General features: G+C 62.8%; 19 protein-coding genes. 14 read left to right on the top strand and 5 right to left on the bottom strand.

All coding sequences use genetic code 11. The features are described 5' to 3' along the window. Window positions 1-128 precede the first annotated feature (128 nt). A complete protein-coding gene (locus tag AC1DWZ_RS15785; protein WP_477169877.1) occupies window positions 129-722 on the top strand; it encodes a dimethylsulfonioproprionate lyase family protein in 594 nt (197 codons plus the stop codon). Here the strand turns inward: AC1DWZ_RS15785 and AC1DWZ_RS15780 are convergent. From AC1DWZ_RS15780 to AC1DWZ_RS15765, 4 genes are read right to left on the bottom strand one after another with little or no spacing between them, the layout of a single operon-like run. Further along, window positions 719-2,803, bottom strand: coding sequence for a hypothetical protein (locus AC1DWZ_RS15780; RefSeq protein ID WP_477169876.1), 2,085 nt, complete (start codon window positions 2,801-2,803; stop codon window positions 719-721). The two genes, AC1DWZ_RS15785 and AC1DWZ_RS15780, sit on opposite strands and share 4 nt — an antisense overlap. Continuing rightward, entirely contained in the window at window positions 2,800-5,583 is a 2,784-nt protein-coding gene (locus AC1DWZ_RS15775) for a DUF4159 domain-containing protein (protein WP_477169875.1), read from the bottom strand. The genes AC1DWZ_RS15780 and AC1DWZ_RS15775 overlap by 4 nt, the downstream gene beginning before the upstream one ends. After that, entirely contained in the window at window positions 5,580-6,509 is a 930-nt protein-coding gene (locus AC1DWZ_RS15770) for a DUF58 domain-containing protein (RefSeq protein WP_477169874.1), read from the bottom strand. The genes AC1DWZ_RS15775 and AC1DWZ_RS15770 overlap by 4 nt, the downstream gene beginning before the upstream one ends. 7 nt (window positions 6,510-6,516) lie before the next feature. After that, on the bottom strand, window positions 6,517-7,572 hold the full coding sequence (locus tag AC1DWZ_RS15765) for an AAA family ATPase (protein ID WP_477169873.1): 1,056 nt from the start codon (window positions 7,570-7,572) through the stop codon (window positions 6,517-6,519). Between the two features lie 72 nt (window positions 7,573-7,644). On the opposite strand from AC1DWZ_RS15765, the gene AC1DWZ_RS15760 reads away from it, so the two are divergent. The 11 genes from AC1DWZ_RS15760 to AC1DWZ_RS15710 all read left to right on the top strand — a co-directional run bounded on the left by AC1DWZ_RS15760 (window position 7,645) and on the right by AC1DWZ_RS15710 (window position 19,192). Then, on the top strand, window positions 7,645-8,169 hold the full coding sequence (locus AC1DWZ_RS15760; protein WP_477169872.1) for a DUF1285 domain-containing protein: 525 nt from the start codon (window positions 7,645-7,647) through the stop codon (window positions 8,167-8,169). Then, window positions 8,169-8,813, top strand: a complete 645-nt coding sequence (locus tag AC1DWZ_RS15755; protein ID WP_477169871.1) for a CoA pyrophosphatase — start codon at window positions 8,169-8,171, stop codon at window positions 8,811-8,813. The genes AC1DWZ_RS15760 and AC1DWZ_RS15755 overlap by 1 nt, the downstream gene beginning before the upstream one ends. Next, window positions 8,813-9,082, top strand: coding sequence for a DUF6111 family protein (locus AC1DWZ_RS15750; protein ID WP_477169870.1), 270 nt, complete (start codon window positions 8,813-8,815; stop codon window positions 9,080-9,082). Before AC1DWZ_RS15755 ends, AC1DWZ_RS15750 begins: the two co-directional genes overlap by 1 nt. A 191-nt stretch (window positions 9,083-9,273) precedes the next feature. Then, on the top strand, window positions 9,274-9,624 hold the full coding sequence (uraH, locus tag AC1DWZ_RS15745; protein ID WP_477169869.1) for a hydroxyisourate hydrolase: 351 nt from the start codon (window positions 9,274-9,276) through the stop codon (window positions 9,622-9,624). A 14-nt stretch (window positions 9,625-9,638) separates the two neighbouring features. Then, window positions 9,639-11,090, top strand: a complete 1,452-nt coding sequence (xdhA, locus tag AC1DWZ_RS15740) for a xanthine dehydrogenase small subunit (RefSeq protein ID WP_477169868.1) — start codon at window positions 9,639-9,641, stop codon at window positions 11,088-11,090. Continuing rightward, the gene (xdhB, locus tag AC1DWZ_RS15735) at window positions 11,083-13,407 is read left to right on the top strand and encodes a xanthine dehydrogenase molybdopterin binding subunit (RefSeq protein WP_477169867.1); all 2,325 of its coding nucleotides are present in this window, start codon (window positions 11,083-11,085) and stop codon (window positions 13,405-13,407) included. The genes xdhA and xdhB overlap by 8 nt, the downstream gene beginning before the upstream one ends. Next, a complete protein-coding gene (gene xdhC / locus AC1DWZ_RS15730; protein ID WP_477169866.1) occupies window positions 13,404-14,423 on the top strand; it encodes a xanthine dehydrogenase accessory protein XdhC in 1,020 nt (339 codons plus the stop codon). Before xdhB ends, xdhC begins: the two co-directional genes overlap by 4 nt. A 75-nt stretch (window positions 14,424-14,498) precedes the next feature. Then, window positions 14,499-16,076, top strand: a complete 1,578-nt coding sequence (locus tag AC1DWZ_RS15725; protein ID WP_477169865.1) for an ABC transporter ATP-binding protein — start codon at window positions 14,499-14,501, stop codon at window positions 16,074-16,076. Continuing rightward, window positions 16,066-17,142, top strand: coding sequence for an ABC transporter permease (locus AC1DWZ_RS15720; RefSeq protein ID WP_477169864.1), 1,077 nt, complete (start codon window positions 16,066-16,068; stop codon window positions 17,140-17,142). The genes AC1DWZ_RS15725 and AC1DWZ_RS15720 overlap by 11 nt, the downstream gene beginning before the upstream one ends. Continuing rightward, complete coding sequence (locus AC1DWZ_RS15715) at window positions 17,142-18,068, top strand: ABC transporter permease (RefSeq protein ID WP_477169863.1); 927 nt, start codon at window positions 17,142-17,144, stop codon at window positions 18,066-18,068. The genes AC1DWZ_RS15720 and AC1DWZ_RS15715 overlap by 1 nt, the downstream gene beginning before the upstream one ends. 50 nt (window positions 18,069-18,118) lie before the next feature. Beyond that, window positions 18,119-19,192, top strand: a complete 1,074-nt coding sequence (locus AC1DWZ_RS15710; protein WP_477169862.1) for a BMP family ABC transporter substrate-binding protein — start codon at window positions 18,119-18,121, stop codon at window positions 19,190-19,192. 52 nt (window positions 19,193-19,244) lie between these two features. On the opposite strand, the gene AC1DWZ_RS15705 is transcribed toward AC1DWZ_RS15710, so the two are convergent. Next, window positions 19,245-20,168 (bottom strand): LysR family transcriptional regulator, encoded by a 924-nt coding sequence (locus AC1DWZ_RS15705; RefSeq protein ID WP_477169861.1) that lies wholly within the window; start codon window positions 20,166-20,168, stop codon window positions 19,245-19,247. A gap of 153 nt (window positions 20,169-20,321) precedes the next feature. Here AC1DWZ_RS15705 and AC1DWZ_RS15700 point away from each other — a divergent pair, with 153 nt between their 5' ends. Together AC1DWZ_RS15700 and uraD are read left to right on the top strand one after the other, a co-directional pair. After that, window positions 20,322-21,533, top strand: coding sequence for a urate hydroxylase PuuD (locus tag AC1DWZ_RS15700; protein ID WP_477169860.1), 1,212 nt, complete (start codon window positions 20,322-20,324; stop codon window positions 21,531-21,533). Window positions 21,534-21,535: 2 nt separating this feature from the next. Continuing rightward, window positions 21,536-22,051 carry a 2-oxo-4-hydroxy-4-carboxy-5-ureidoimidazoline decarboxylase gene (uraD, locus tag AC1DWZ_RS15695; protein ID WP_477170080.1) on the top strand — a complete coding sequence of 172 codons (516 nt, stop codon included), beginning with the start codon at window positions 21,536-21,538 and terminating at the stop codon, window positions 22,049-22,051. Window positions 22,052-22,073: the final 22 nt, after the last annotated feature.

Below are 22,073 nucleotides of genomic sequence, written 5' to 3'. Positions count from 1 at the left end.
GTGGGGATGAGGCGGCTTTCGGTTTGTGACAGAGTTCACATCCGTGGCCGGGCAGCTGGAGCGGGTATGGTGTTGCCCTCAAGAGATACACAGGGGAGATACACTGGGGAGATGCACGGGAGAAATAGGTGAGCCTGCAGGCCTGGCGCGCGCTTTTGGACGGTATTGTCGGCAGATTGGCGGGGCAGCCGGCAGTTGCGGACTTCCTGCCGCTATTGGCTGAACTGCCAGTAGAGGTCGATCCGGCGACACGCCGTGACGCGGCAGAGAGATTGCCCGTACAGCAATTCTGGCCGGCGGCGGGGTCGGGCGACGATCTCGGCCGGCTGATGTCGGCGGTCGATACCTGGCTGAGGGCGACCTGGCGCCAGAATCCGAATTATCGTGCCCATCCACCGAGCGCCGGCTTCCTCGATCGCTATGGCTATCTGGAATGCGCCGGCCCGGAGGCGCCCCTGCGCACATCGAGCCTGCGTCTGGGCCTGCTGCTGCTGGGACCCGACACGCTCTATCCGCCGCATCACCATCCAGCGGAAGAAGTCTATCTGCCGCTTGGGCCTGGGCGCTGGTTGCGGGGGGACGAGGGCTGGCGCGACGTGCCTGCTGGCGCCGTCATCCACCACCCACCCATGTGCCATCATGCAATGCAAAGCGGCCCCGCGCCGTTGGCAGCCATCTATCTGTGGCGAGGCGAGATCGGCCCAGCTGCGGTGATCGGCTAGCGGCCCTCGCGCCGCCAGGCGGCAAGCACGAAGCCGATGCTGATCAGCAGTGCCGTCCACGGGGCCAGCAGCGGCGCCTGGCTGATGCCGGTCACGACATAATCTTCATTGCGGGTGAGGCCGAACCAGCCATTGCCAGCGCGGTCGCCATTTTTACCGACCCGCCGCAGATCGGGCAAATTCTGGCCCGGCAGCATGGCGACACCACCACCGGATTCCGTCACCAGCGCTTGGAGCGGCTGCGCACTGGCGCGGGGGTCTTCGAATTCGCGTGAGTTGATCTCGCCCAGGGCGGCGAAGGCATCCTTGGTGCCGTCATTGACACGGTAGAGGCCTTGATCCACGGCCGGCAAGGTTGCGGTCGCGCGGCCGCGGCCGACATCGTGAAGACGCGTTGTCTCCGTGCTGCCATCGGGCCGGGTCACCGTCACATCGAGATCCTGCGGGCTCAGCGAGCGGCGTTCAATCTCAAGCTTGCCGTCAATGGCGGTTGCGCGCAGATCTTCTTCCTCGAGATCCGGTTCCTGCATCAGCCAATGCGCTGTCCGGCGGATGAGCTCGGCCTGCGGGCCACCACCTTCAAATCCTTTCGACCACAGCCAGAGATGATCGGAGAATATCTGTGCGACACGGCCTTGCCCGACGCGCTGCAGCACCAGCAAGGGCAGATCGTTGGCGCCGTTCATCAGCACCTCGCCGCTCTTCGTGGTGGCGACCATCTGCCGGAACCAGCGGCCCCAGTTCGGCGCCTCATTCGGATTGGCCAGCAGATCGGCCGTCACCGGATGGCGTTTGCCCATGTCGCTGACTGTTGGCTTGAAGCCCTGGTTGAGGATCTCGCCGGTCGGCGTTGCAGCGAAGATTGCTGAGAGCGGCGTGCGATAAAGGCTGAACTGGCCGGCCGAACTGGGACCCGCCGCTTCCAGGACCGCGCCACCATTGCCGACATAGTCGACGATGTGCTGGAAATATTCATCGGGCAGGATGCCAAGATGCTCGAAGCGATCGAAGATGATGAGATCGAACTCCTTGAGCTTGATGTCAAAGAGGTCATCGATCGGAAAGGCAATCAGCGCCAGTTCGTTGATGGGTGTCGCGTCCTGCTTGTTGGGTGGCCGCAGGATGGTGAAATGAATGAGGCTGACCGACGGGTCCGATTTCAGCAGGTTGCGCCAGATGCGCTCGCCCGGATAAGGCTCGCCCGAAATCAGCAGGACTTTCAATTCAAGGCGCACGCCATTGACCGAGAGAACGGCCCGGTTGTTGAGATGCGTCAATTCAGAGGGACCATCCTCCGTCTCGATTTCGAACACGGTCTGGCCGCCATGGTCGATGCCGAGCGAGACAGTCGCCTCGCGTCCGGTAACAACCGGCACCGGCGGCAAAGGCACACCGTCGCGTTTGATATGGACCGTGGTTGGAACACCGGCGTCGCGCCCCAGATCATCGACCCTGAGCTTCACCTCGACCGGCTTGCCGACCAAACCGAAACTGGGCGCTTCCACCAACTGGATGCCCCGGTCGCTCTTCTTTGGATCGTCGGTCAGCAGCAGATGGACCGGCGCATCGATGCCAAGTTCGGCAAGCTTGGCCGGCACGTCATGGATCTGGCCGTCCGAAACGACCATCACGGCGGCGATGCGCGCCAGCGGCAGATCGGCCATGCCGCGGCGCAAGGCTTCGAACAGCTCTGTGCCCTTTTCCGCCGTATCCGGCCCGTTGCCACCCTCGATCACCTTGATCTCAAGATCGTCAATGTTACCGAGTTTGGCTTTCAGGGCCGCAAGCCCGCGCGCTGTCTCCGCCTCGCGGTCGTCAATCTTCTGCGAGGGAGACCGGTCGACCAGGACGATGGCGATATCTTTCTGATAGTCGCGCTTCTCCCGCACCATGCTGGGATYGAGGAGTGCTGCCAGGATGGTGAGTGCCGCCAGCAGGCGCAGGAACGATCCGCGCGCGCGCCGCCAGAGCGACAGCAGGAACAGGCCAGCAAACAGGATCGCAAAGCCGATCAGCAGCGCCCTGGGCAACAGTGGATTGAGGACGATTGACAGCCCATCCCAGGAGAAAGCCGACATCATTGGCCCAGCCTTTCCAGAATGGCGGGCACATGCACCTGATCCTCTTTGTAGCGGCCGGTCAGGGCATACATCACCAGATTGATGCCGAAGCGGTAGGACATTTCACGTTGCCGCTCGCCGCCCGGCGTCACCGGAAAGATCGGCTGGCCGTAATCGTCGATGGCCCAGGCGGCGGCGTAATCGTTGCTGCCGATGATCACCGAGGCGACACCGTCATTGACCTGGCTCTTTGGATTTTCGACCCAGAGTGTGCCGCCAACCCAGCGGCCGGGAAAATCCTTCAGCAGGTAAAAGGCGCGCGTCAGCACATGATCGGCTGCGACCGGCACCAAGGGCGGAATTTCCAGGCCGCCGGTGACTTCCTGCAAGCGGATGGCACCTGGCCCCAAGCCGCCGGCAAGGCCCACCACATTCTGGTCCGCCGTGTCGAACAGGATCAAGCCGCCGCCCGCCAGATAACGGTTGATGCYGGCAATGGCGTGATCGCTCAACGCCTCGGTCGAGCCGGCGATCGGCCAATAGAGCATCGGATAGAAATCGAGCGTGTCGACATTGAGGTCGACGCCGACCGGGTCACCCATATCGGCAGAAGTCCGTTCAAGCAGTTTGGTGGTGAGGCCATTCAGCCCGGCACGGCTTGTCGCATCGACATTGGGAACGCCGGTCCGCACATAAGCAAGATGTGTAGATTCAGTGGCGGCGATGATCTCCTCATCGCTCATCGGTTGGACGACGTCCTGGGCGATGGCACGGGGCGCCATGCCGAGCATGCTGGCCACGACGAGAAGGGCGATTGCCGCGGCTGCGCCCTTGCTGAGGGACGCCCCACGTCCGCCACGGCTGAGCAGGCCGCGCATGAAGAGGCCAATGAGGCAATCACCAACCAGGAGCAGGGCCGCCAGCAACAGCAGCCAGGGTTTCCAGTCGATGGCGGTCGATTTGGTGAGTGGCTCGAAATCGAGCGCGAGCGGCGTCACGGCAGGCAAAGTGGCACTGAGATTGAGTGCCCGGCGGGCTTGCGGCGCACCATAGAGGCCAGGTGGATGTTGTGGCCCCGACCGCTGTTCCTTGAGATCGGCCGGCGCCAGCGGCGTGATGCTGGTGGGTGCGGGCACCAGCCGGCCGTAACCGTCGAGAATCTGGCTGGGGGGCTGCGGCGTTACCTCGTCTTCACCGGAGGTGGGAATGCCAGCTGCCAGCAGGAGGAGCCGATTGAGCATGTCAACATAGAGACCGGAGAGCGCCAGGTTGGACCAGGTCGTGTTGGCACTGACATGGAACAAGACGATATATCCGTCGCCACGTTTGGCACCGGTCACCAGCGGGGTCCCGTCGCTGAGCCTGGCCCAGGTGCGGCTGCCAAGATCGATATCGGGCTCCGCCAGCACCTGGCGCTCGACCGTGACATCCTTCGGCAGCTCGAGGCCGACAAAGGGAGAGGCTGCCGGAAAGGCGGCAAGGGTCGCTGGTTTCGACCAGCTCAAGGCGCCGCCCAGCACGCGGTCGCCCTGGCGCAATCGCACCGGCAGCAGATTGTCCGTACCGGCATTGAGCGCCAGATGTTCGCCGGCAAAGCGGATCAGCATGCCGCCATCTTCGACCCAGGCGGCGAGTGCTGCCCGGTCGGTATCGCTGATATTGCTGCTGTCGGGCAGGATCATCACGGAGAGCGGCTGCTTGTCGAGGCTGGAGACATTGCCGACGCGCAGCTCGTTAAAGGGCTGCAGCGCACGCTCGACATAATAAAGTTCTCCCAACAGCGGCTGGCGCGCAGCTGTCGGGTTGTCGGTGATGACGCCGATCGGCTTTGAGCCCGCCGCGTCATCGAGGAGCACGATGCCGCCGGCCTGGCTCGCATCGTCGTCGGCCGGCTGCTGCAGTGCTACCGCGCCGACACGGCCGCGCAGCTCCAGCGGCAATTGAACAACGGCATCGACGGCATTCTGATCGGCGGCAAAGCGTGCCGTGGCAAGGCTGATGGTACGGCCCTCGCCATCCAGGATGCGCAGGCCCACGGCTTGCGCGGCGCCTACCAGGCCGCGCTCGACCCGCAGCTTGAGGCCGCCAGCATCGACCTTGGCCGGGCGCAGCACCACGGGCAGATCACGCGGCCCGACGACGCGCACATCGCCATATTGAGCGAGCTTGGCGGCGAGCTTCTGGTCGGTATCGCCGGTGACAGCGACACCATCGCTCAGCCACACGATGTTGAGATCCTTGGGCAGGGTGCCGGCCTGTGCCATCCGGTCCAGCAAGGGGGCCACGAGATCGCGGCGCGGGAGCCAGGGTTGCGGCGCCAGATTGGCAAAGGCCGCCTTGGCCTGCGCCGGCGCCAGGCTGTCCGGTTGCGTCAGCGCCGGTTGCCCCAAGCCGGGGGCGCTCGGCAACAGTAGCACCGTGCGGCCCTCGCGATCGGCCTGGTCGATGAGATTTTCCGCCATGGTACTGGTCTGCGTCCAATGCGGCGCTGCCGCCCAGCCATTGTCGACCACCAGCAACATCGGGCCCTGGCGGCCGAGACTGTCGCCGGCATTCCAGACCGGGTGCGACAAGGCTGCGATGATCAGTGCTGCGATGGCGACGCGCAGCAGGATCAGCCACCAAGGTGTCCGGTGTGGCGTCTCTTCCTTAGGCGTCAGGCCGAACAGCAGGCGAATGGCGGGGAAGGGAATGCGCTTCGGGCTGGGCGGTGTCAGGCGTAGCAGCCACCACAGGATCGGCAGCGCCACGAAGGCCGTGAGCAGGGCCGGGACCAGGACGCTGAGATTGCCGAAATTCATCGCCGCAACCTGCGATCAGCTGCCAGCCATTGATAAAGCGCCAGGACCGAGGCGGCTGGCGCGCCGTCGGTGACATGGACCGTCATGCTCCAGCCGGCATGGCGCGCCAATTCGCGCAGGGCCAGCTGATGGGCGGCAAGGCGTTCCTGATATTGGTCGCGGACGGCCTCGGCGCGGCTCATCAGCATGTCGCCTTCCTGCTCCAGCCCCAGGAACCGTACGCGGCCGGTGAAGGGCATGGCCCGTTCCGCCGGGTCCAGCACCTGCAGCAGATGGCCATGGATATTGCGGCTGGCAAAGCGCGCGATCGTGTCTTGCAGGACATCGAGCGGCGACAGGAAATCGCTGATCAAGAGCGCATGGGAATGGGCTGGCAGGTCAGCGCGCGGCGGCAGGCTGTCGGCATGGGCGGGATCGCGGGCGTCGACAAACAGGCGTTCTGCCAGCCGCTCGGTGACATTGCGCCCGGCGCTGGGCGGTTCCGGATGGCCGAGGAGCCCCACGCGTTCACCGGCCCGCGACAGCACGCTGGCCAAGGCGAGCCCCAATACCTGGGCACGTTCCGCTTTGGTCGGCAGGTCGCGCCGGCTGGCATAATCCATCGAGGCCGAGACATCGCACCATAGATAGACGCTTTGCGAGGCCGACCACTCCAATTGCCGCAGATAGAGCCGGTCGCTCTTTGCTGAGGCGCGCCAGTCCAATCGCTTCAGCTCGTCGCCCGGATAATAGGTGCGATATTGCCAGAACACCTCGCCGGGTCCGGTGCGCCGACGTCCATGCACACCTTGCTCGACCGTGGCAGCGATACGTTCTGCCGCCAGCAGCAAGGGCGGCAGCCGCGAGGCAACTGCCGCCGCTTCCGCCTTGCTACGGTCGCGAGCCGTGACGCTGATGGGCGTTTTATCAGCCAGGGGGACAGCCACGTGCCTGTTAGCCCAGCTGGCCGATCAGGCGATCGATGATGCTGCTCAAGGTGACACCTTCCGCGCGGGCGCCGTAATTGAGCGCGATGCGGTGACGCAGCACCGGATGCGCCAAGGCGGCGACATCGTCGATCGAGGGACTGAAACGGCCTTGCAACAAGGCACGGGCGCGGCTGGCCAGCATCAGCGCCTGGCCGGCACGGGGGCCGGGACCCCAGGCCAGCGCCTTCTTCACCTCGTCGATCTCGCTCGTCTCCGGGCGACCGGCACGCACCAGGCGCAGGATCGCCTCAACCACCTTGTCGCCAATGGGAATGCGCCGCACCAGGCGCTGTGCCGCCATAAGCTCCGACGCGCTGAGCACCGTCGCTGCTTCGGCATCGGCCGATCCGGTGGTGACGATCAGCATCTGCCGTTCGGCCTCGATGCTGGGATAATGCACGTCGATCTGCAGCAGGAAGCGGTCGAGCTGCGCTTCGGGCAGTGGATAGGTGCCTTCCTGCTCCAGCGGATTCTGCGTTGCCAGCACGTGGAAGGGTTGCGGCAGCGGGTGTGTCTGGCCACCGACCGAGACCTTATGCTCCTGCATCGCCTGCAGCAGGGCGGATTGGGTGCGGGGGCTGGCACGGTTGATTTCGTCGGCCATCAACAGCTGACTGAACACCGGGCCCTTGATGAAACGGAAGGCGCGCTTGCCGGAATCGCTTTCCTCCAGCACTTCCGACCCGATGATGTCGGCCGGCATGAGGTCCGGGGTGCATTGCACGCGCTTGGCATCCAGGCCCAAGACGCGTCCCAGGCAATCGACCAGCCTGGTCTTGGCAAGGCCCGGCACACCGATGAGCAGCACATGGCCGCCGGCCAGGATGCTGATCAGTGACTGTTCGACCGTTTCTTCCTGGCCGAAGATGATCTGGGCGATATTGGCCTTAACCTGGCCGAGTCTGTGGCTCAAGGCCTCGATCTCGGCACCGAGATCGGCGCCTAAAGTCGGCTGCGGCGCCAGGGATCCTGCCGGAAATCCGCTCGCTGAACCGGTGGGTGCTGTTTCCGTGGTTGCCAAGACGGCCTCCTTGCACTCGTATGATTATGACTTATCTTTAGATTTCAGAAGCGTAGCGCCAGGCAAGGGGCGATGTCCAACCTCGATTTCAAGTCACCCGATTTCAGCAAGTTGCCCTCCTGCGGCGATTTCGACTTTCGCATTGCCCGCGACGGGACCTGGTTCTATCGCGGTTCTCCCATTGGCCGTAAGCCCTTGGTGCGCTTATTTTCCACGGTATTGCGGCGAGAAGATGACGGCTCCTTCTGGCTGGTGACTCCGGTCGAACGCGGCCGGATCACCGTTGACGACGCCCCCTTCGTGGCGGTCGAGCTGATTGTGACAGGGACGGGACCGGAGCAGAAACTGGCCTTCCGCACGAATGTCGAGGATTGGGTGACCGCCGACGCCGAGCACCCGATCCGGATCGACTATCCGCAGGGCGACGAACCCAGCCCCTATATAAGGGTGCGCGGGGCCTTGGATGCCCTCATTGCCCGCCCGGTCTTCTACCAATTGGTCGACCTGGCCGAGACGCGGATAACGGGCAGCCGGGCGGAGCTTGGCGTCTGGAGCGGCGGCAGCTACTTCCCGCTTGGCACGACTGAGGCCGCGTGATGCCGCGGGATCTTGTGATCAACCGTTTCCGCGGCGTGGTGCCTGGCCGCCGGGTGGCGCCGCAAAGCCAGAATCCGCGCGGCGATGACGACCTCAACCCCGATATGAAGCCGGACATGGCGGGCCGGGCGCTGAAGCAGGCCGCGGTCCTGGTGCCGCTGGTCGACCGGCCGGAGGGTATGACGGTGCTGCTCACGCGCCGCACCGATCATCTCCATGACCATGCCGGCCAGATCAGCTTTCCCGGCGGCCGCATCGATCCGGGCGATGCCGACGCCACGGCCGCTGCTCTGCGCGAGACAGAGGAGGAAACCGGCCTTGACCGCGCGCATATCGATCTTATCGGCCAGCTCGACACGTATGTGACGCGGACCGGTTTCGAAGTGGTGCCGGTGGTGGGGCTGGTGCGGCCGGGTTTCACGCTCAGTCCCGACAGTTTCGAGGTGGCCGAAGTGTTCGAGGTGCCGCTCGCCTTCTTCCTAGCCCCCGACAGCCGGCGCATGGAAAGCCGGATCTGGCAGGGCCGCACGCGCTATTTCTATGTCTATCCCTATGGCGATTATTACATCTGGGGGGCAACCGCCGGCATGCTCAACAATCTGGCCGAAATCCTCTGCGATGTTGATGCCGTGAAAGGGACGTAATGCGCGCCTTCATCGAAGTGATCGTGCCGCTCCTGCTGCCGGCGCTGCTCTATTGGCTGTATCTGAAGATGCAGGAACGGCGCGGTGTAACGGTGCGCGAAGTGCCGCTCTCCTGGCTTGCCGTCGCCGGCGTCCTGCTGCTTATCATCGTGCTGGGGGCTGGCTGGCTCGCGGGCAAGGAACCGCCCAGCGGCAAATACATCCCGCCCCATGTCGTCGATGGTGTCGTGGTGCCGGGCCATTTCGAGGAACAGCCTGCCGCCCAGTAATCTGATAGGGCGGTTTGCGCGAGCGGTTGGGATTATCTAGCCTTCCTTGATAATGTTTATGAACAACTCGGCGATTTTTCGGCTCCGCGCCTGTGCCATGCTGCTTGTCAGATTGGCGGAATCCGGCGCGCAACCGGGCTGAAACCCGGGATTGGCCGAGAATTTAACGCAGCGCAGCAGAGGCGGAACAGATGGGGCGACTGACCACCCACGTTCTCGACACGGCCCATGGTGTGCCGGGTGCCTTCATGCGCCTGGAACTCTATCGCCTCGAATCTGACCGGGTGCTTGTGGCCGAGACCGTCACCAATGCCGATGGCCGTTGCGATCGCCCGCTGCTGGAGGGTGCTGCGCTCACGCCAGCGGATTATGAACTGGTCTTCCATGCCGGCGATTATTTCGCAGCACGCGGGCTTGATCTCCCGAAGCCGCGCTTTGTCGATATGGTGAGCTTGCGCTTTGGGGTGAGTGATCCGGCACAGCACTACCACGTGCCTCTTTTGGTCTCGCCCTTCGCCTATTCCACCTATCGCGGCTCGTGACGGGGAAGGGCGGCATGACCATTCGCTATCTCCTCGGGACCGCGCTGCAGGAAGTCGAGCCGCATTCGCCGACGCAGACGGTGCTCAACCATCTGCGCGCCGACATGCACCGGCCCGGCACCAAGGAAGGCTGCGCCGAAGGCGATTGCGGCGCCTGCACGGTGGTGATCGGCGAACTAGTGGACGGTGCCTTGCAGTACCGGGCCGTGAACAGCTGCATTCAATTCGTCGGTACTCTCGACGGCAAGCAGCTGATCACCGTCGAAGATTTGCAAGGCCCGGACGGAACGCTGCATCCTGTTCAGCAGGCGCTGGTCGATGCTCATGGCTCGCAATGCGGCTTCTGTACACCGGGCATCGTCATGTCGCTTTTTGCCCAATATAAGAATGCACAGGCGTTTGACGCGCAGGAGACAGCGGATGCGCTGGCCGGCAATCTGTGCCGCTGCACCGGCTATGGGCCGATCATGGCCGCCGCCGAAATGTCATTGAAGGCTCGCACGCCGGACCATTTCAGCCGCACGGAGCGGCAGACGATCTTGCAGTTGCAAAAAACAACCACTTCTTCCGGCCCTGAAACGACGCCAAACTATTTCGCGCCGCGCTCCGGTGACGAGCTGGCGAAGCTCTTCCAGGCGCAGCCGAATGCAACCTTGGTGGCAGGCGGTACCGATGCCGGCCTGTGGGTGACCAAGCAGCACCGTGATCTTGCGCCGATCATCTCTCTGGCAAATGTCACCGACCTGCAGGCAATTGCCGAAACGGACACAGCATTTCTGATTGGTGCCGGCGTCACTTATGCGCGCCTGCTGCCGGTGATTGCGCCGCGCTGGCCGGACTTTGCTGAGATCCTGCGGCGCCTGGGTTCGGCCCAGATCCGCAACGTCGCCACCATCGGCGGCAATATCGCCAACGGGTCGCCCATCGGCGATGGACCACCTTGCCTCATCGCCTTGGGTGCCAGCGTCATCTTGCGCCAGGGCGATGCGCGGCGAGAACTGCCCCTGCAGGATTTCTTCATCGCCTATGGCAAGCAGGATCGCAGCCCGGGTGAATTCGTGGAAGCCATTCGTTTGCCCAAGCCGCAGGCAGGCTGGGTCTTCAAGGCCTATAAGATTTCGAAGCGCTTCGACCAGGACATTTCCGCCTTGCTGGGTGCCTTCCATCTCAAGATCGAGGCCGGCAAGGTCGAAGATATCCGCATTGCTTTCGGCGGCATGGCGGCAGTTCCAAAGCGCGCGCTGGCCGTCGAAAGCGCGTTGCGCGGCCAAGCATGGAATATGCACAAGATCGACACCGCAGCGCAGCTGTTCGCACAGGACTATCAGCCGATCGGTGACATGCGGGCGAGTGCTTCTTATCGCGGCAAGGTCGCTGCCAATCTGCTTCGCAAATGCTTTGTCGAATTGAGCGAACCCGCGGTGGAAACGCGTGTCACCTTTGCGGGCAGGCGTGCCCATGGCTAGCGCACGCAAAGCAACGGTGTCGGGGCGCGTGGGCGAGGCACGGCCTCATGATTCGGCCGTGAAGCATGTCACCGGCGGCGCGCGTTATATCGACGATCTCCCGGAACCCGCCCGCACCCTGCAGCTCTACGCGCGGCCGGCGGAGCGCGCACATGCAAAGCTTGCGAAACTCGATGTGAGCCGCGTTCGCACGGCACCTGGCGTTGTCTGCGTGCTGACCGCAACCGATATACCGGGCGTCAACGATATCAGTCCCATTCACGCCCATGACGACCCGCTGCTGTGCACGGGCGAGATCATGTTCTGGGGTCAGCCTCTGTTCTGCGTTGCGGCCGAAACCGTCGAGCAGGCCCGTGCTGCCGCCGCCTTGGCCGAGATCGCCTATGAAGATCTGCCGTCCATCCTCAGCATTGAGGATGCGCTGGCAGCCAAGAGCTTCGTGCTCGAGGATCAGTATTTGCGTAAAGGCGACGCCGCTGCCGCGATGGCTGCGGCACCCAATCGCCTTTCCGGCCGCTTCCGCCATGGTGGCCAGGATCATTTCTATCTCGAGGGCCAGGTCTCGCTTGCGATCCCGACCGAGGATGGCGACGTGCATATCCATTGCTCGACCCAGCATCCCACCGAAGTGCAGATGAATGTGGCGCAGGTGCTGGGCCGGCCGGCCAATGCGGTCACGGTCGAAGTGCGGCGCATGGGTGGTGGGTTTGGCGGCAAGGAATCGCAGGCGACGCAATGGGCGGCGCTTGCGGCGTTGGTCGCGGTCAAGACCGGCCGGGCGGCCAAGTTCCGCCTCGATCGTGATGACGACATGATCATGACCGGCAAGCGACATGATTTCATCATCGATTGGCAGGTCGGTTTCGATGATCAGGGCCGCATTCGCGGCGCCGATTTTGTGCATTCAGCGCGTGCCGGCTTCTCGGCCGATCTCAGCGGTGCCATTGCCGACCGCGCGATGTTCCATGCCGACAATGCCTATTACCTCGATAACGCGCACATCCTCTCGCATCGCTGCAAGACGCATACGGTCTCCAACACCGCCTTCCGTGGTTTCGGCGGGCCGCAAGGCATGCTGGGGATCGAGGAAGTGATTGACGCGATCGCGCGGCATCTGGGGTTGGATCCCCTCGACGTGCGCAAGGTCAATTTCTATGGGCGCGGGACACGCAACGTCACGCCCTATCATATGGTCGTTGAGGACAGCATCATCGCCGAACTGGTGGCCGAGCTTGAGGCCAGCAGCGATTACCGGCAACGCCGTCAAGCCATCGCTGCGCAGAATAAAGCCAACCCCTACGTCAAGCGCGGGCTGGCGCTGACGCCGGTGAAGTTCGGCATCTCCTTTACCACCAGCTTCCTCAACCAGGCTGGTGCTCTCATCCACATCTATAACGACGGTTCGGTCCATCTCAATCATGGCGGGACTGAAATGGGGCAGGGCCTGTTCCAGAAGGTCGCACAGGTGGTGGCCGAGGAGTTGCAGGTCGATATCGATCGCATCAAGATTTCGGCAACCCATACCGGCAAGGTGCCGAATACGTCTGCGACGGCGGCGTCGTCAGGTTCCGACATGAACGGCAAGGCGGCGCAGGCCGCCGCGATCACCCTGAAAGACCGGCTAATCGATTTTGCCGCAAGGCACTTCCAGGTGGCACGGTCGGATGTGACCTTCCTTCCCAACCGCATCCGTGCTGGCGACCAGGACATCAGTTTCGACGCCCTGGTGAAGCTTGCTTATCTCGACCGGGTGCAACTGTCGGCGACAGGCTTCTACAAGACGCCCAAGATTCATTACGACCGCACCACATCGACCGGCCGGCCGTTTTATTATTTCGCCTATGGTGCCGCGGTGAGCGAGGTTGCGGTCGATACGCTGACCGGCGAATATCGTATGACGCGGGTCGATATCCTCCATGACGTCGGCCGCTCGCTCAATCCGGCGGTGGATCTGGGCCAGGTCGAAGGCGGGTTCATCCAGGGGATGGGCTGGCTCACCACCGAAGAACTCTGGTGGGACGATAAGGGGCGCCTGCGCACCCATGCACCCAGTACCTACAAGATTCCCACGGCCAGCGACCGGCCGTTGGATTTCCGCGTCAAGTTGCAGAATTTCGCCGAGAATGTTGAAGACTCGATTCATCGCTCGAAGGCTGTCGGCGAACCACCGCTGATGCTGGCGATCTCGGTCTTCCGGGCACTTTCCGATGCGATCGCCAGCATTGCCGACTACCGCTATCTTCCGGCACTGGATGCGCCGGCAACGCCGGAAAATGTCCTGGCATCGATCGATGCGCTGCGGGCGAGGATCGCATGACCAGCCGCCCGGCCGATCCCGTCCTTGCGGCAGCCCTGCGCAGCGCGGAGGTGGCCGAGCTCGCAGTGCTTGTCACCATTGCTGCTGCCAAGGGCTCGACGCCGCGTGTGCCGGGTACCCGCATGCTGGTGATGCGGGATGGTATTGTCGGGTCGGTCGGTGGCGGCCAGCTGGAATTCGAGATCATCGCCCATGCGCGCAAGCTGATCGCGCAGGGGGCTCCCGCCAGCACCCGCGAGCATTTCATCCTGGGGCCCGACCTGCGGCAATGCTGCGGCGGTGCGCTGGATGTCGTGTTGGAGCCGATCACACCTCAGTCTCTCCCATGGCTGCAGCAGGTGCTGGCCTGGGATTGCGACAGCCGGTTTTGGGAAAGCAGTCTGGTTTTAGGTGCCCCCAGCGCCGCGCGGCGGGTTCGGCTGGCCGACATGGCGCCTGCAGAGCCCGGCACCGCGCGCCTGCGCAAAACGGATGATGGCACCATCCTTGCCGAACAATCGGGGGCGCCCTGGCCGCTCCTCTATCTTTTCGGCGCTGGCCATGTCGGGCGGGCGCTGGTCCATCTGTTGGCTGATCTGCCCTATCATGTGATCTGGAGCGATGGGCGCCCGGACATTTTTCCGGATGCCATACCAGTCAATGTTCGGGTCGATGCTGGCGAGATGAATGCCGAAATGATCAAAGCCGCGCCAGAGGGTGCCCATTTTCTGGTCATGACCCACAGTCATGCCCTCGATTTCGAGATTGTGCAGGCGCTTTTGCGTGACGGACGCTTTGCCAGCCTGGGTTTGATCGGCAGCGATACCAAGCGGGCACGTTTTGTGCAGCGGCTGCGCGAAGGCGGCATTCCTGAGCGCGACGTTGCCCGCCTGCAATGCCCGATCGGTCTTGCCGGCATCAAAAGCAAGGTACCGGCGGTGATCGCGATTGCCGTGGTGGCTGAATTGCTTTTGCGGTCCGAGGCTGTCGTTTCCGAGCGGGTGGAAATGGCTGCAGGGGTGCAATTGCGGGCTTGATCGCCTATAAGATCGCATGAGGTACAAGACCCGGCCTGAGGGAAATCCTCAAGCGAATCGGGCGGAGGGTTCGGGATGGCTTTGGTGGGTGGGATTGGGTCCAGTGGGGCGCCAGCGGCGCAGCCTTTGCTGCGCCTTGTCGGCATCGTCAAGCAATTCCCCGGATGCCTTGCCAACGATCATGTCGACCTCTCCATCATGCCGGGCGAAATCCATGCCTTGCTGGGCGAAAACGGCGCCGGCAAATCTACCCTGGTCAAGATCATCTATGGTGTGCAGAAACCCGATGCGGGTGAAATCGTCTGGCGCGGCCAATCGATCGACATCGGCAGCCCTTCCCAGGCCCGCAATCTTGGCGTCGGCATGGTGTTCCAGCATTTCTCGCTGTTCGAGGCGCTGACGGTCGCCGAGAACATCGCCCTTGGCATCAACGACAAGAAATTGCGCAAGGATTTGACGACGCGCATTGTCGAAGTGTCGGAGGCTTACGGCCTGCCGCTTGATCCGGGTCGTGCCGTCCACGATCTCTCTGTTGGCGAACGGCAGCGCATCGAGATTGTACGCTGCCTGCTGCAGGACCCGAAACTGCTGATCATGGACGAGCCCACCTCGGTGCTGACCCCGCAGGAGGTCGAGAAGCTGTTCGCAACACTGCGGCGCCTGGCCGCCGAGGGTTGCGCCATCCTCTATATCAGCCACAAGCTCGATGAGATCCGGGCGCTGTGCGAGAAGGCAACGATCATGCGGCTGGGGCGCGTCGTCGCCGAATGCGACCCACGCCAGGAAAGTGCCCGGCATCTTGCGGAACTGATGATCGGCATGTCGCTAAAGGTGCCCATTCATGACCGGCAGCCGGATGCCGCGGCGGCGACACGGCTGGTCGTCCGCAACCTCTCTCTGAAATCCGACCAGCAGTTCGGTACCGACCTCAAGGATGTGAGCTTCTCCGTACGGGCTGGCGAGATCCTCGGCATCGGCGGCATTGCCGGGAATGGCCAGAACGAGCTGATGGCGGCCTTGTCCGGCGAAACGCTGAGTCATGAAGCCGGCACCATCACCTTGGATGGTGTCGCGGTCGGCAAATTGGGACCGGATGGCAGGCGGGCCAGCGGTGGCTGCTTCGTCCCCGAAGAACGCAATGGTCATGGCGCGGTGCGCGACATGACGCTCGCTGAAAACGCGCTCCTCTCCGGCTATCGCCGCCGCGGCCTGGTGCAGATCGGCGTCATCGATGACAGCCGCACCACCAGCTTTGCCGGCGAGGTGATCCGCGGCTTCGACGTGCGCACGACAGGCCCCAAGGCTGAGGCGCGGTCGCTCTCCGGTGGCAATCTGCAGAAATTCATCGTCGGTCGGGAAATCCTGCAGCAGCCAGGAGTGCTGGTGGTGGCGCAGCCGACCTGGGGGGTCGATGCCGGAGCTGCCGCCGCCATTCATCAGGCGCTGCTCGATCTTGCGGCCAAAGGTGCTGCCGTGGTGGTCATCTCGCAGGATCTCGACGAGATCATGGAAATTGCCGACAGCATCGCGGTCATTGCTGGCGGGCGTCTGTCGCCGGCGATCCCGGTCGCTGCAGCAACCATCGAGGAGATCGGGCGCCTGATGGGCGGCGTGCCCTACCGCCAGGCGGCGGAGGTGTCGCATGCGTCTTGAAGTCGTTCCGCGCGGCGAGCGCTCGAAACTGTGGACCTATGCCTCGCCGGTGCTGGCGATTGCACTGACCCTGGTCACGACGCTCATTATCTTCGCGGTTCTCGGCAAGGATCCGCTGGAATCGCTGCGCGTGATGTGGATCGACCCCTTGCTCGGCAAGCGTGGTTTTTCCGAGCTCTTCATCAAGGCGGCGCCGCTTATCATGATCGCGGTCGGCCTGTCGCTGGGCTTCCGCGCCAATGTCTGGAACATCGGTGCCGAGGGCCAATATGTCATGGGCGCCATTTTCGCGACCGGTGTCGCACTCTATTTCTATGACGTCGAGAATTTTCCGGTCTGGGTCCTGATGATCCCCGCTGGGGTACTGGGCGGCATGTTCTGGGGTGCCATCCCGGCCCTCCTCAAAACACGCTTCAACGCCAGCGAGATCCTGACCAGCTTGATGCTGACCTATGTCGCCAATCTGGTGCTGCTCTATCTGGTGGTCGGTCCCTGGAAGGACCCGGAAGGCTATGGATTCCCACAGACGCGCCTCCTCACCGCGGCGGCAAGCTCGCCCCACCTTATTGCCGGGACCCGCATCCATGTCGGCGTGATTGCTGCCTTGATCATTGTCGCTCTGGGCTGGTTTCTGCTGTCGAAATCCATGCTGGGTTTCAAGCTGAAGGTGGCAGGGCAGGCGCCGCGTGCTGCCGCCTATGCCGGCTTCTCGACCAAGTCGCTGACCTGGCTTTCCATGCTGGTGGGCGGTGGTCTTTCGGGCCTTGCCGGCATGTTCGAGGTGGCGGGGCCGATCGGCCAGCTCACCCCGGCACTGCCAACCGGCTATGGTTTCACCGCCATCATCGTGGCGTTCCTCGGCCGCCTGCATCCGGTCGGCGTATTCTTTGGCGGTCTTGTCCTGGCCCTTTCCTATCTGGGTGGCGAAAAGGCGCAGATCGCGCTCGGCTTGCCGGCAGCGGTGACCAAGATCAACCAGGGCATCCTGCTGTTCTATCTCCTGGGGTGCGATCTCTTGATCCGTTATCGCTTGCGCGTCGTCGCGCGCGCAAGAAAGGCCGCCTGATGGACAGCGTCGTCTTCACCTCGGTCGTTCTCTCGATCATTTCCGCAGCAACGCCTTTGTTGCTGGCGGCGACTGGCGAACTGGTGACCGAAAAATCCGGTGTCCTCAATCTTGGCGTCGAGGGCATGATGCTGGTGGGCGCGGTGGTCGGCTTTGCCGTGACGCTCACCACGGGGAATGCTTTCATCGGCATCGTGGCGGCGGCCTTGGGTGGCGCGTTGATGGCGCTCATCTTCAGCGTGTTGACCTTGACCCTGCTCGCCAACCAGGTGGCGACCGGCCTGGCGCTGACCATCTTCGGCATCGGCCTTGCCGCCATGATGGGCGCCAACTTCGTCGGCCAGCCAGTCACCAAGCTGCCGTCTCTGGAGATTCCCTACCTCACCGATTTGCCGGTCATCGGGCGCATCCTGTTCGGACAGGATGGCCTGGTCTATTTCTCCTTCATCGCCTTAGGGGGCACGATCTGGTTCCTGTTCCACACCCATGCCGGCCTTGTGCTCCGCGCGGTCGGCGATTCCCACGATGCGGCCCATGCCATCGGCTATCCGGTGATCGCCATCCGCTACGGCGCCGCCTTGTTCGGTGGCGCCATGAGCGGCCTTGGGGGTGCATATCTCTCACTCAGCTATACGCCGATGTGGGCGGAAGACATGACGGCCGGCCGCGGCTGGATCGCGCTGGCGCTGGTCGTGTTCGCGACCTGGCGGCCCCTGCGACTGCTGCTCGGCGCCTATCTCTTCGGCGGCATCACCATCCTGCAGTTCCATGTGCAGACGATGGGGCTCGGCATCCCGGCGCAATTCGTTTCCATGCTGCCCTATCTTGCCACCATCGTCGTGCTGGTGGTCATTTCCACCGACCGATCCAAGATCCGGCTCAACGCCCCAGCCTGTCTGGGGCGGCCTTTCCATGTCACCGGATAGGCGAGAATGCTTATCAATTGCACCATCAAAAAACCAAGGAGGCTTCCGTCATGTTGATCAAACGCAGAACTTTTTTGGGCGCCGGCCTCGCTGCCGGATCGCTGCCGCTGCTGGGGAACAAGGCCCGCGCCGATGAGTTCAAGGCGGGCTATATCTATGTCGGCCCGATCGGCGATTTTGGCTATTCCTACCAGCACGACCAAGGCCGCCTCGCGGCCGACAAGGCGCTCGGCGTCAAATCCACCTATGTGGAAAAGGTGCCGGAAGGGGCCGATGCCGAACGCGTCATCCGCGATCTTGCCGACAGTGGCCATAACATCATCTTCACCACCTCCTTCGGTTTCATGGATGCGACGCTGAAGGTCGCGCGCGACTATCCGGATACGAAGTTCGAGCACGCGACCGGCTACAAGCGGTCGGACAATATGGCGACCTACAACATCCGCTTCTACGAAGGCCGCTACATCCAGGGCGTCATCGCCGGCATGATGTCGAAGGCCGGCGTGGTCGGCTATGTCGGCTCGATTCCGATCCCGGAAGTGGTCATGGGCATGAATTCGTTCATTCTCGGCATGCGCTCGGTCAATCCCAATGCCAAGATCAAGCAGGTCTTCATCAATGCCTGGTACGATCCCGGCAAGGAAGCCGATGCGGCGAAGGCGCTCCTCGACCAGGGTGCCGACATCATCGCCCAGCACACGGATTCGCCGGCCCCGTTGCAGGTGGCGGCGGAACGTGGCCTCAAAGGCTTCGGCCAGGCGTCCGACATGATCAAGTTCGCGCCCCAAACCCAGCTCACTGCCTCGATCGACCAGTGGGACAATTACTATATCGACCGCACCAAGGCGGCGATGGACGGCACCTGGAAGACCGGCGACACCTGGGGCGGCCTTTCCAGCGGCATGCTCAAGATGGCCAACTACGCCAACATGCCGGACGATGTGCGCAAGGCCGCGGTTGCCACCGAGCAGGGCATCCGCGACGGCAAGATCGTCATCTTCAAGGGTCCGATCAACGCCCAGGATGGCAGCGCCAAAGTGGCTGCCGGGCAGACCCTCAATGACGGCGATATCGCCGGCATGAATTGGCTGGCCGAAGGCGTCGAAGGCGATCTGCCGAAGTAAGTCTGCGCCGGCTGAGACAAGCCCCGCTGCCCGTGAGGGTGGCGGGGCTTTTCTATATCTTCGCCTTCAGGGATCGTTCCCAAACAGGTTTGGGACCGATGGTCTCTACCAGGAAATCGATGAAGGCGCGCACGCGGGCAGGCACATGGGCGCCGTGGGGATAGAGGGCGTGGATGGCATCGGCTGCGGGTGGGAAATCCCGCAGCACGATCTTCAATCTGCCGGCATTGAGATGATCGACGATCTCCCAGATCGATTTCAAGGCGAGGCCATGGCCGGCGAGGCACCAATCCAGCAGCACTTCGCTGTTGTCGCTGTCCATATTGCCGGCGACGCGCAGGGTCTGCGGCCCGTCAGGGCCTGTCAATGTCCAGCGATATTGCTTGGAACCTGGAAAGCGCAGCAGCAGGCAATTGTGCTCCAGCAGGTCTTCCGGCGCCTTGGGCGTGCCACGCGCCTCCAGATAGGACGGTGCCGCGACGATGACACGGCGATCCGTGGCAAGGTTGCGCACGATAGCCGATGAATCCTCCAAGGCGCCGATGCGGATGGCAAGGTCGATACGTTCCTGGATGAGGTCGGAGAACCGGTCGGTCAACTGCAGGCGCACCTGCATCTGCGGATAGCGCGCGAGGAAGGCGCCGATATGCGGTGCCACATATTGCCGGCCGAACGCGACCGGGAGCGACACCTTGATCGGCCCGCGGGGCTCGTCGGTGCGCTGCGAGAGCAGGTTTTCGACCTGCTCCAATTCATTGAGGATGGAGAGGCAATGCTGGTAGAAGGCGGCCCCTTCCTCGGTCGGATTGACCCGTCTCGTCGTCCGGTTGAGCAGCCTTGCGTTGAGATCGCCCTCCAGCCTTGCAATGCGGTTGGAGACCACAGCGGGCGACAGGCGCAGATCCCGGCCAGCGGCGGACAGGCTGCCCAACTCGACCACGCGGGCGAATATCGAAAGGTCCTCGGTATGCGGCATGCCTGCGCTTGATCCTCTGGTTCATTTTATCCGGTTTCTTGAAGATCATTATCCATGAATTCGCCTATGGCAAGGTCGGCGCACTGGCGCGGCTTTGCTATCCTGGGCTTTACTCATCTGGCGGCTTTCGGAACGGGAAGGAAATTGGCGCCCATGGATCCCATCTTGGCCGAATGGCTCAGCCTTGCCATACGCTGGGTGCATGTGATGACCGGCATCATGTGGATCGGCACCTCCTTCTTCTTCATCTGGCTCGATGCCAGCCTGCGCCACCATGGCAACCCCAAGCCCGGCATCGCCGGTGAAAGCTGGCTGGTCCATGGCGGCGGCTTCTATGCAGTCGAAAAATTCCTGGTGGCACCAGGCACCATGCCCAAGGAGCTCCACTGGTTCAAATATGAGGCCTATTTCACATGGGTGTCCGGCTTCCTGCTGCTGGCGCTCATCTACTATTACGGCGCCGAACAGAATCTGATCGATCCCACAGTCAGCAGCATCTCGCCGGGCTATGCCATCCTGGTCAGCCTCGGCCTGATGATCGGCGGCTGGATCGTCTATGACCTTTTGTGCCGCTCGCCCGTCGGCCGGAACACGACACTGCTGGCAATCGGCGTCTTCATCCTGGTGGCATTCGCTGCCTATATCACGACCGATCTCTTCAGCGGCCGTGCTGCCTATCTCCATGTCGGCGCCTTTATCGGCACGATCATGGCGGCCAATGTTTTCATCATCATCATTCCCAATCAGAAGAAGGTGGTGAAAGCCCTGCTGGCTGGCGAGACACCAGACCCGGCGCTGGGAAAACAGGCCAAGCAGCGCTCGCTCCACAACAATTACCTGACCCTGCCGGTGGTGCTGATGATGATCAGCAACCATTATCCGATCATGTATGAGAGCCCCTATCGCTGGGTCTTCGTCATGGGAGCCATCGTGCTCAGTGGTCTTGTGCGGGCCTATGCCAACGCCAAGAATGCCGGAACGCCCGGCGACAAGGTCAATTACCTGCTGGTGCTGGCCGTGGGCCTTGGCATGTGCCTTGCGGCCTTACCTGCCTTGAAGAGCGGCCCGGCCATCGCCGTGGGTCGCAAGGTCGATCTTGTCGAAGCCGCTGCCATCATCCAGCAGCGTTGCGTCGCCTGCCATTCATCAGTGCCGACCGACGAATTCTTCAAGGCGCCGCCTAAAGGTATTGCCTTCGACAGTGCTGCGGAAATCCGCCGCTATGCGCCGATGATTGCGCGCGTCGCCGTGGCCACCAAGATGATGCCGTTGCGTAACAAGACCGGCATGACGGATGAGGAGCGCGCCTTGCTGGGTGCCTGGATCGCCGCAGGGGCCGATGATGGCCATGGAGCGCAGAATTGACGATGCAGAAATTTCGCCAGGCACCGCAATCGCTGTCGCGCAGCGACTTTGTTGCCACCTTTGGCCGGGTCTACGAACATTCACCCTGGATCGCCGAGACATTGTTTGACCGTGGTTTGACCGACCGGCATGAGGCATTGGAGGGACTGGCCCAATCACTGCGTGAGATTGTCGAGGCGGGCGGCAAAGATCGACAAACTGCCTTGCTGCGTGCGCACCCGGATTTAGCCGGTAAGCTCGCCATCGCCGGCGGGCTGACGCAGGAATCGCGCGGCGAACAGGCGGGAGCCGGTCTCGACGCGTGCTCGCCTACCGAATTTGCCCGCTTTCAAGAATTGAATACGACCTATACAGCGCGGTTCGGCTTTCCCTTCATTCTCGCGGTGAAGGGCAAGGCGCGGCCGGAGATTCTAGCGGCTTTCGAGCAGCGCGTGCACAACGACCAAGCCACGGAATTCCGCACGGCTCTGGACCAGGTGCATAGGATTGCGTATTTGCGGCTGACGGATTTGTGTTGAAGAAATTTGATCTCTTTAATCG

It is taken from the genome of Dongia sp. P2_B8 (genome assembly GCF_056404715.1).
Note: the sequence above shows the minus strand (reverse complement) of the source record. Positions and strands in the feature narration are given on the sequence as shown.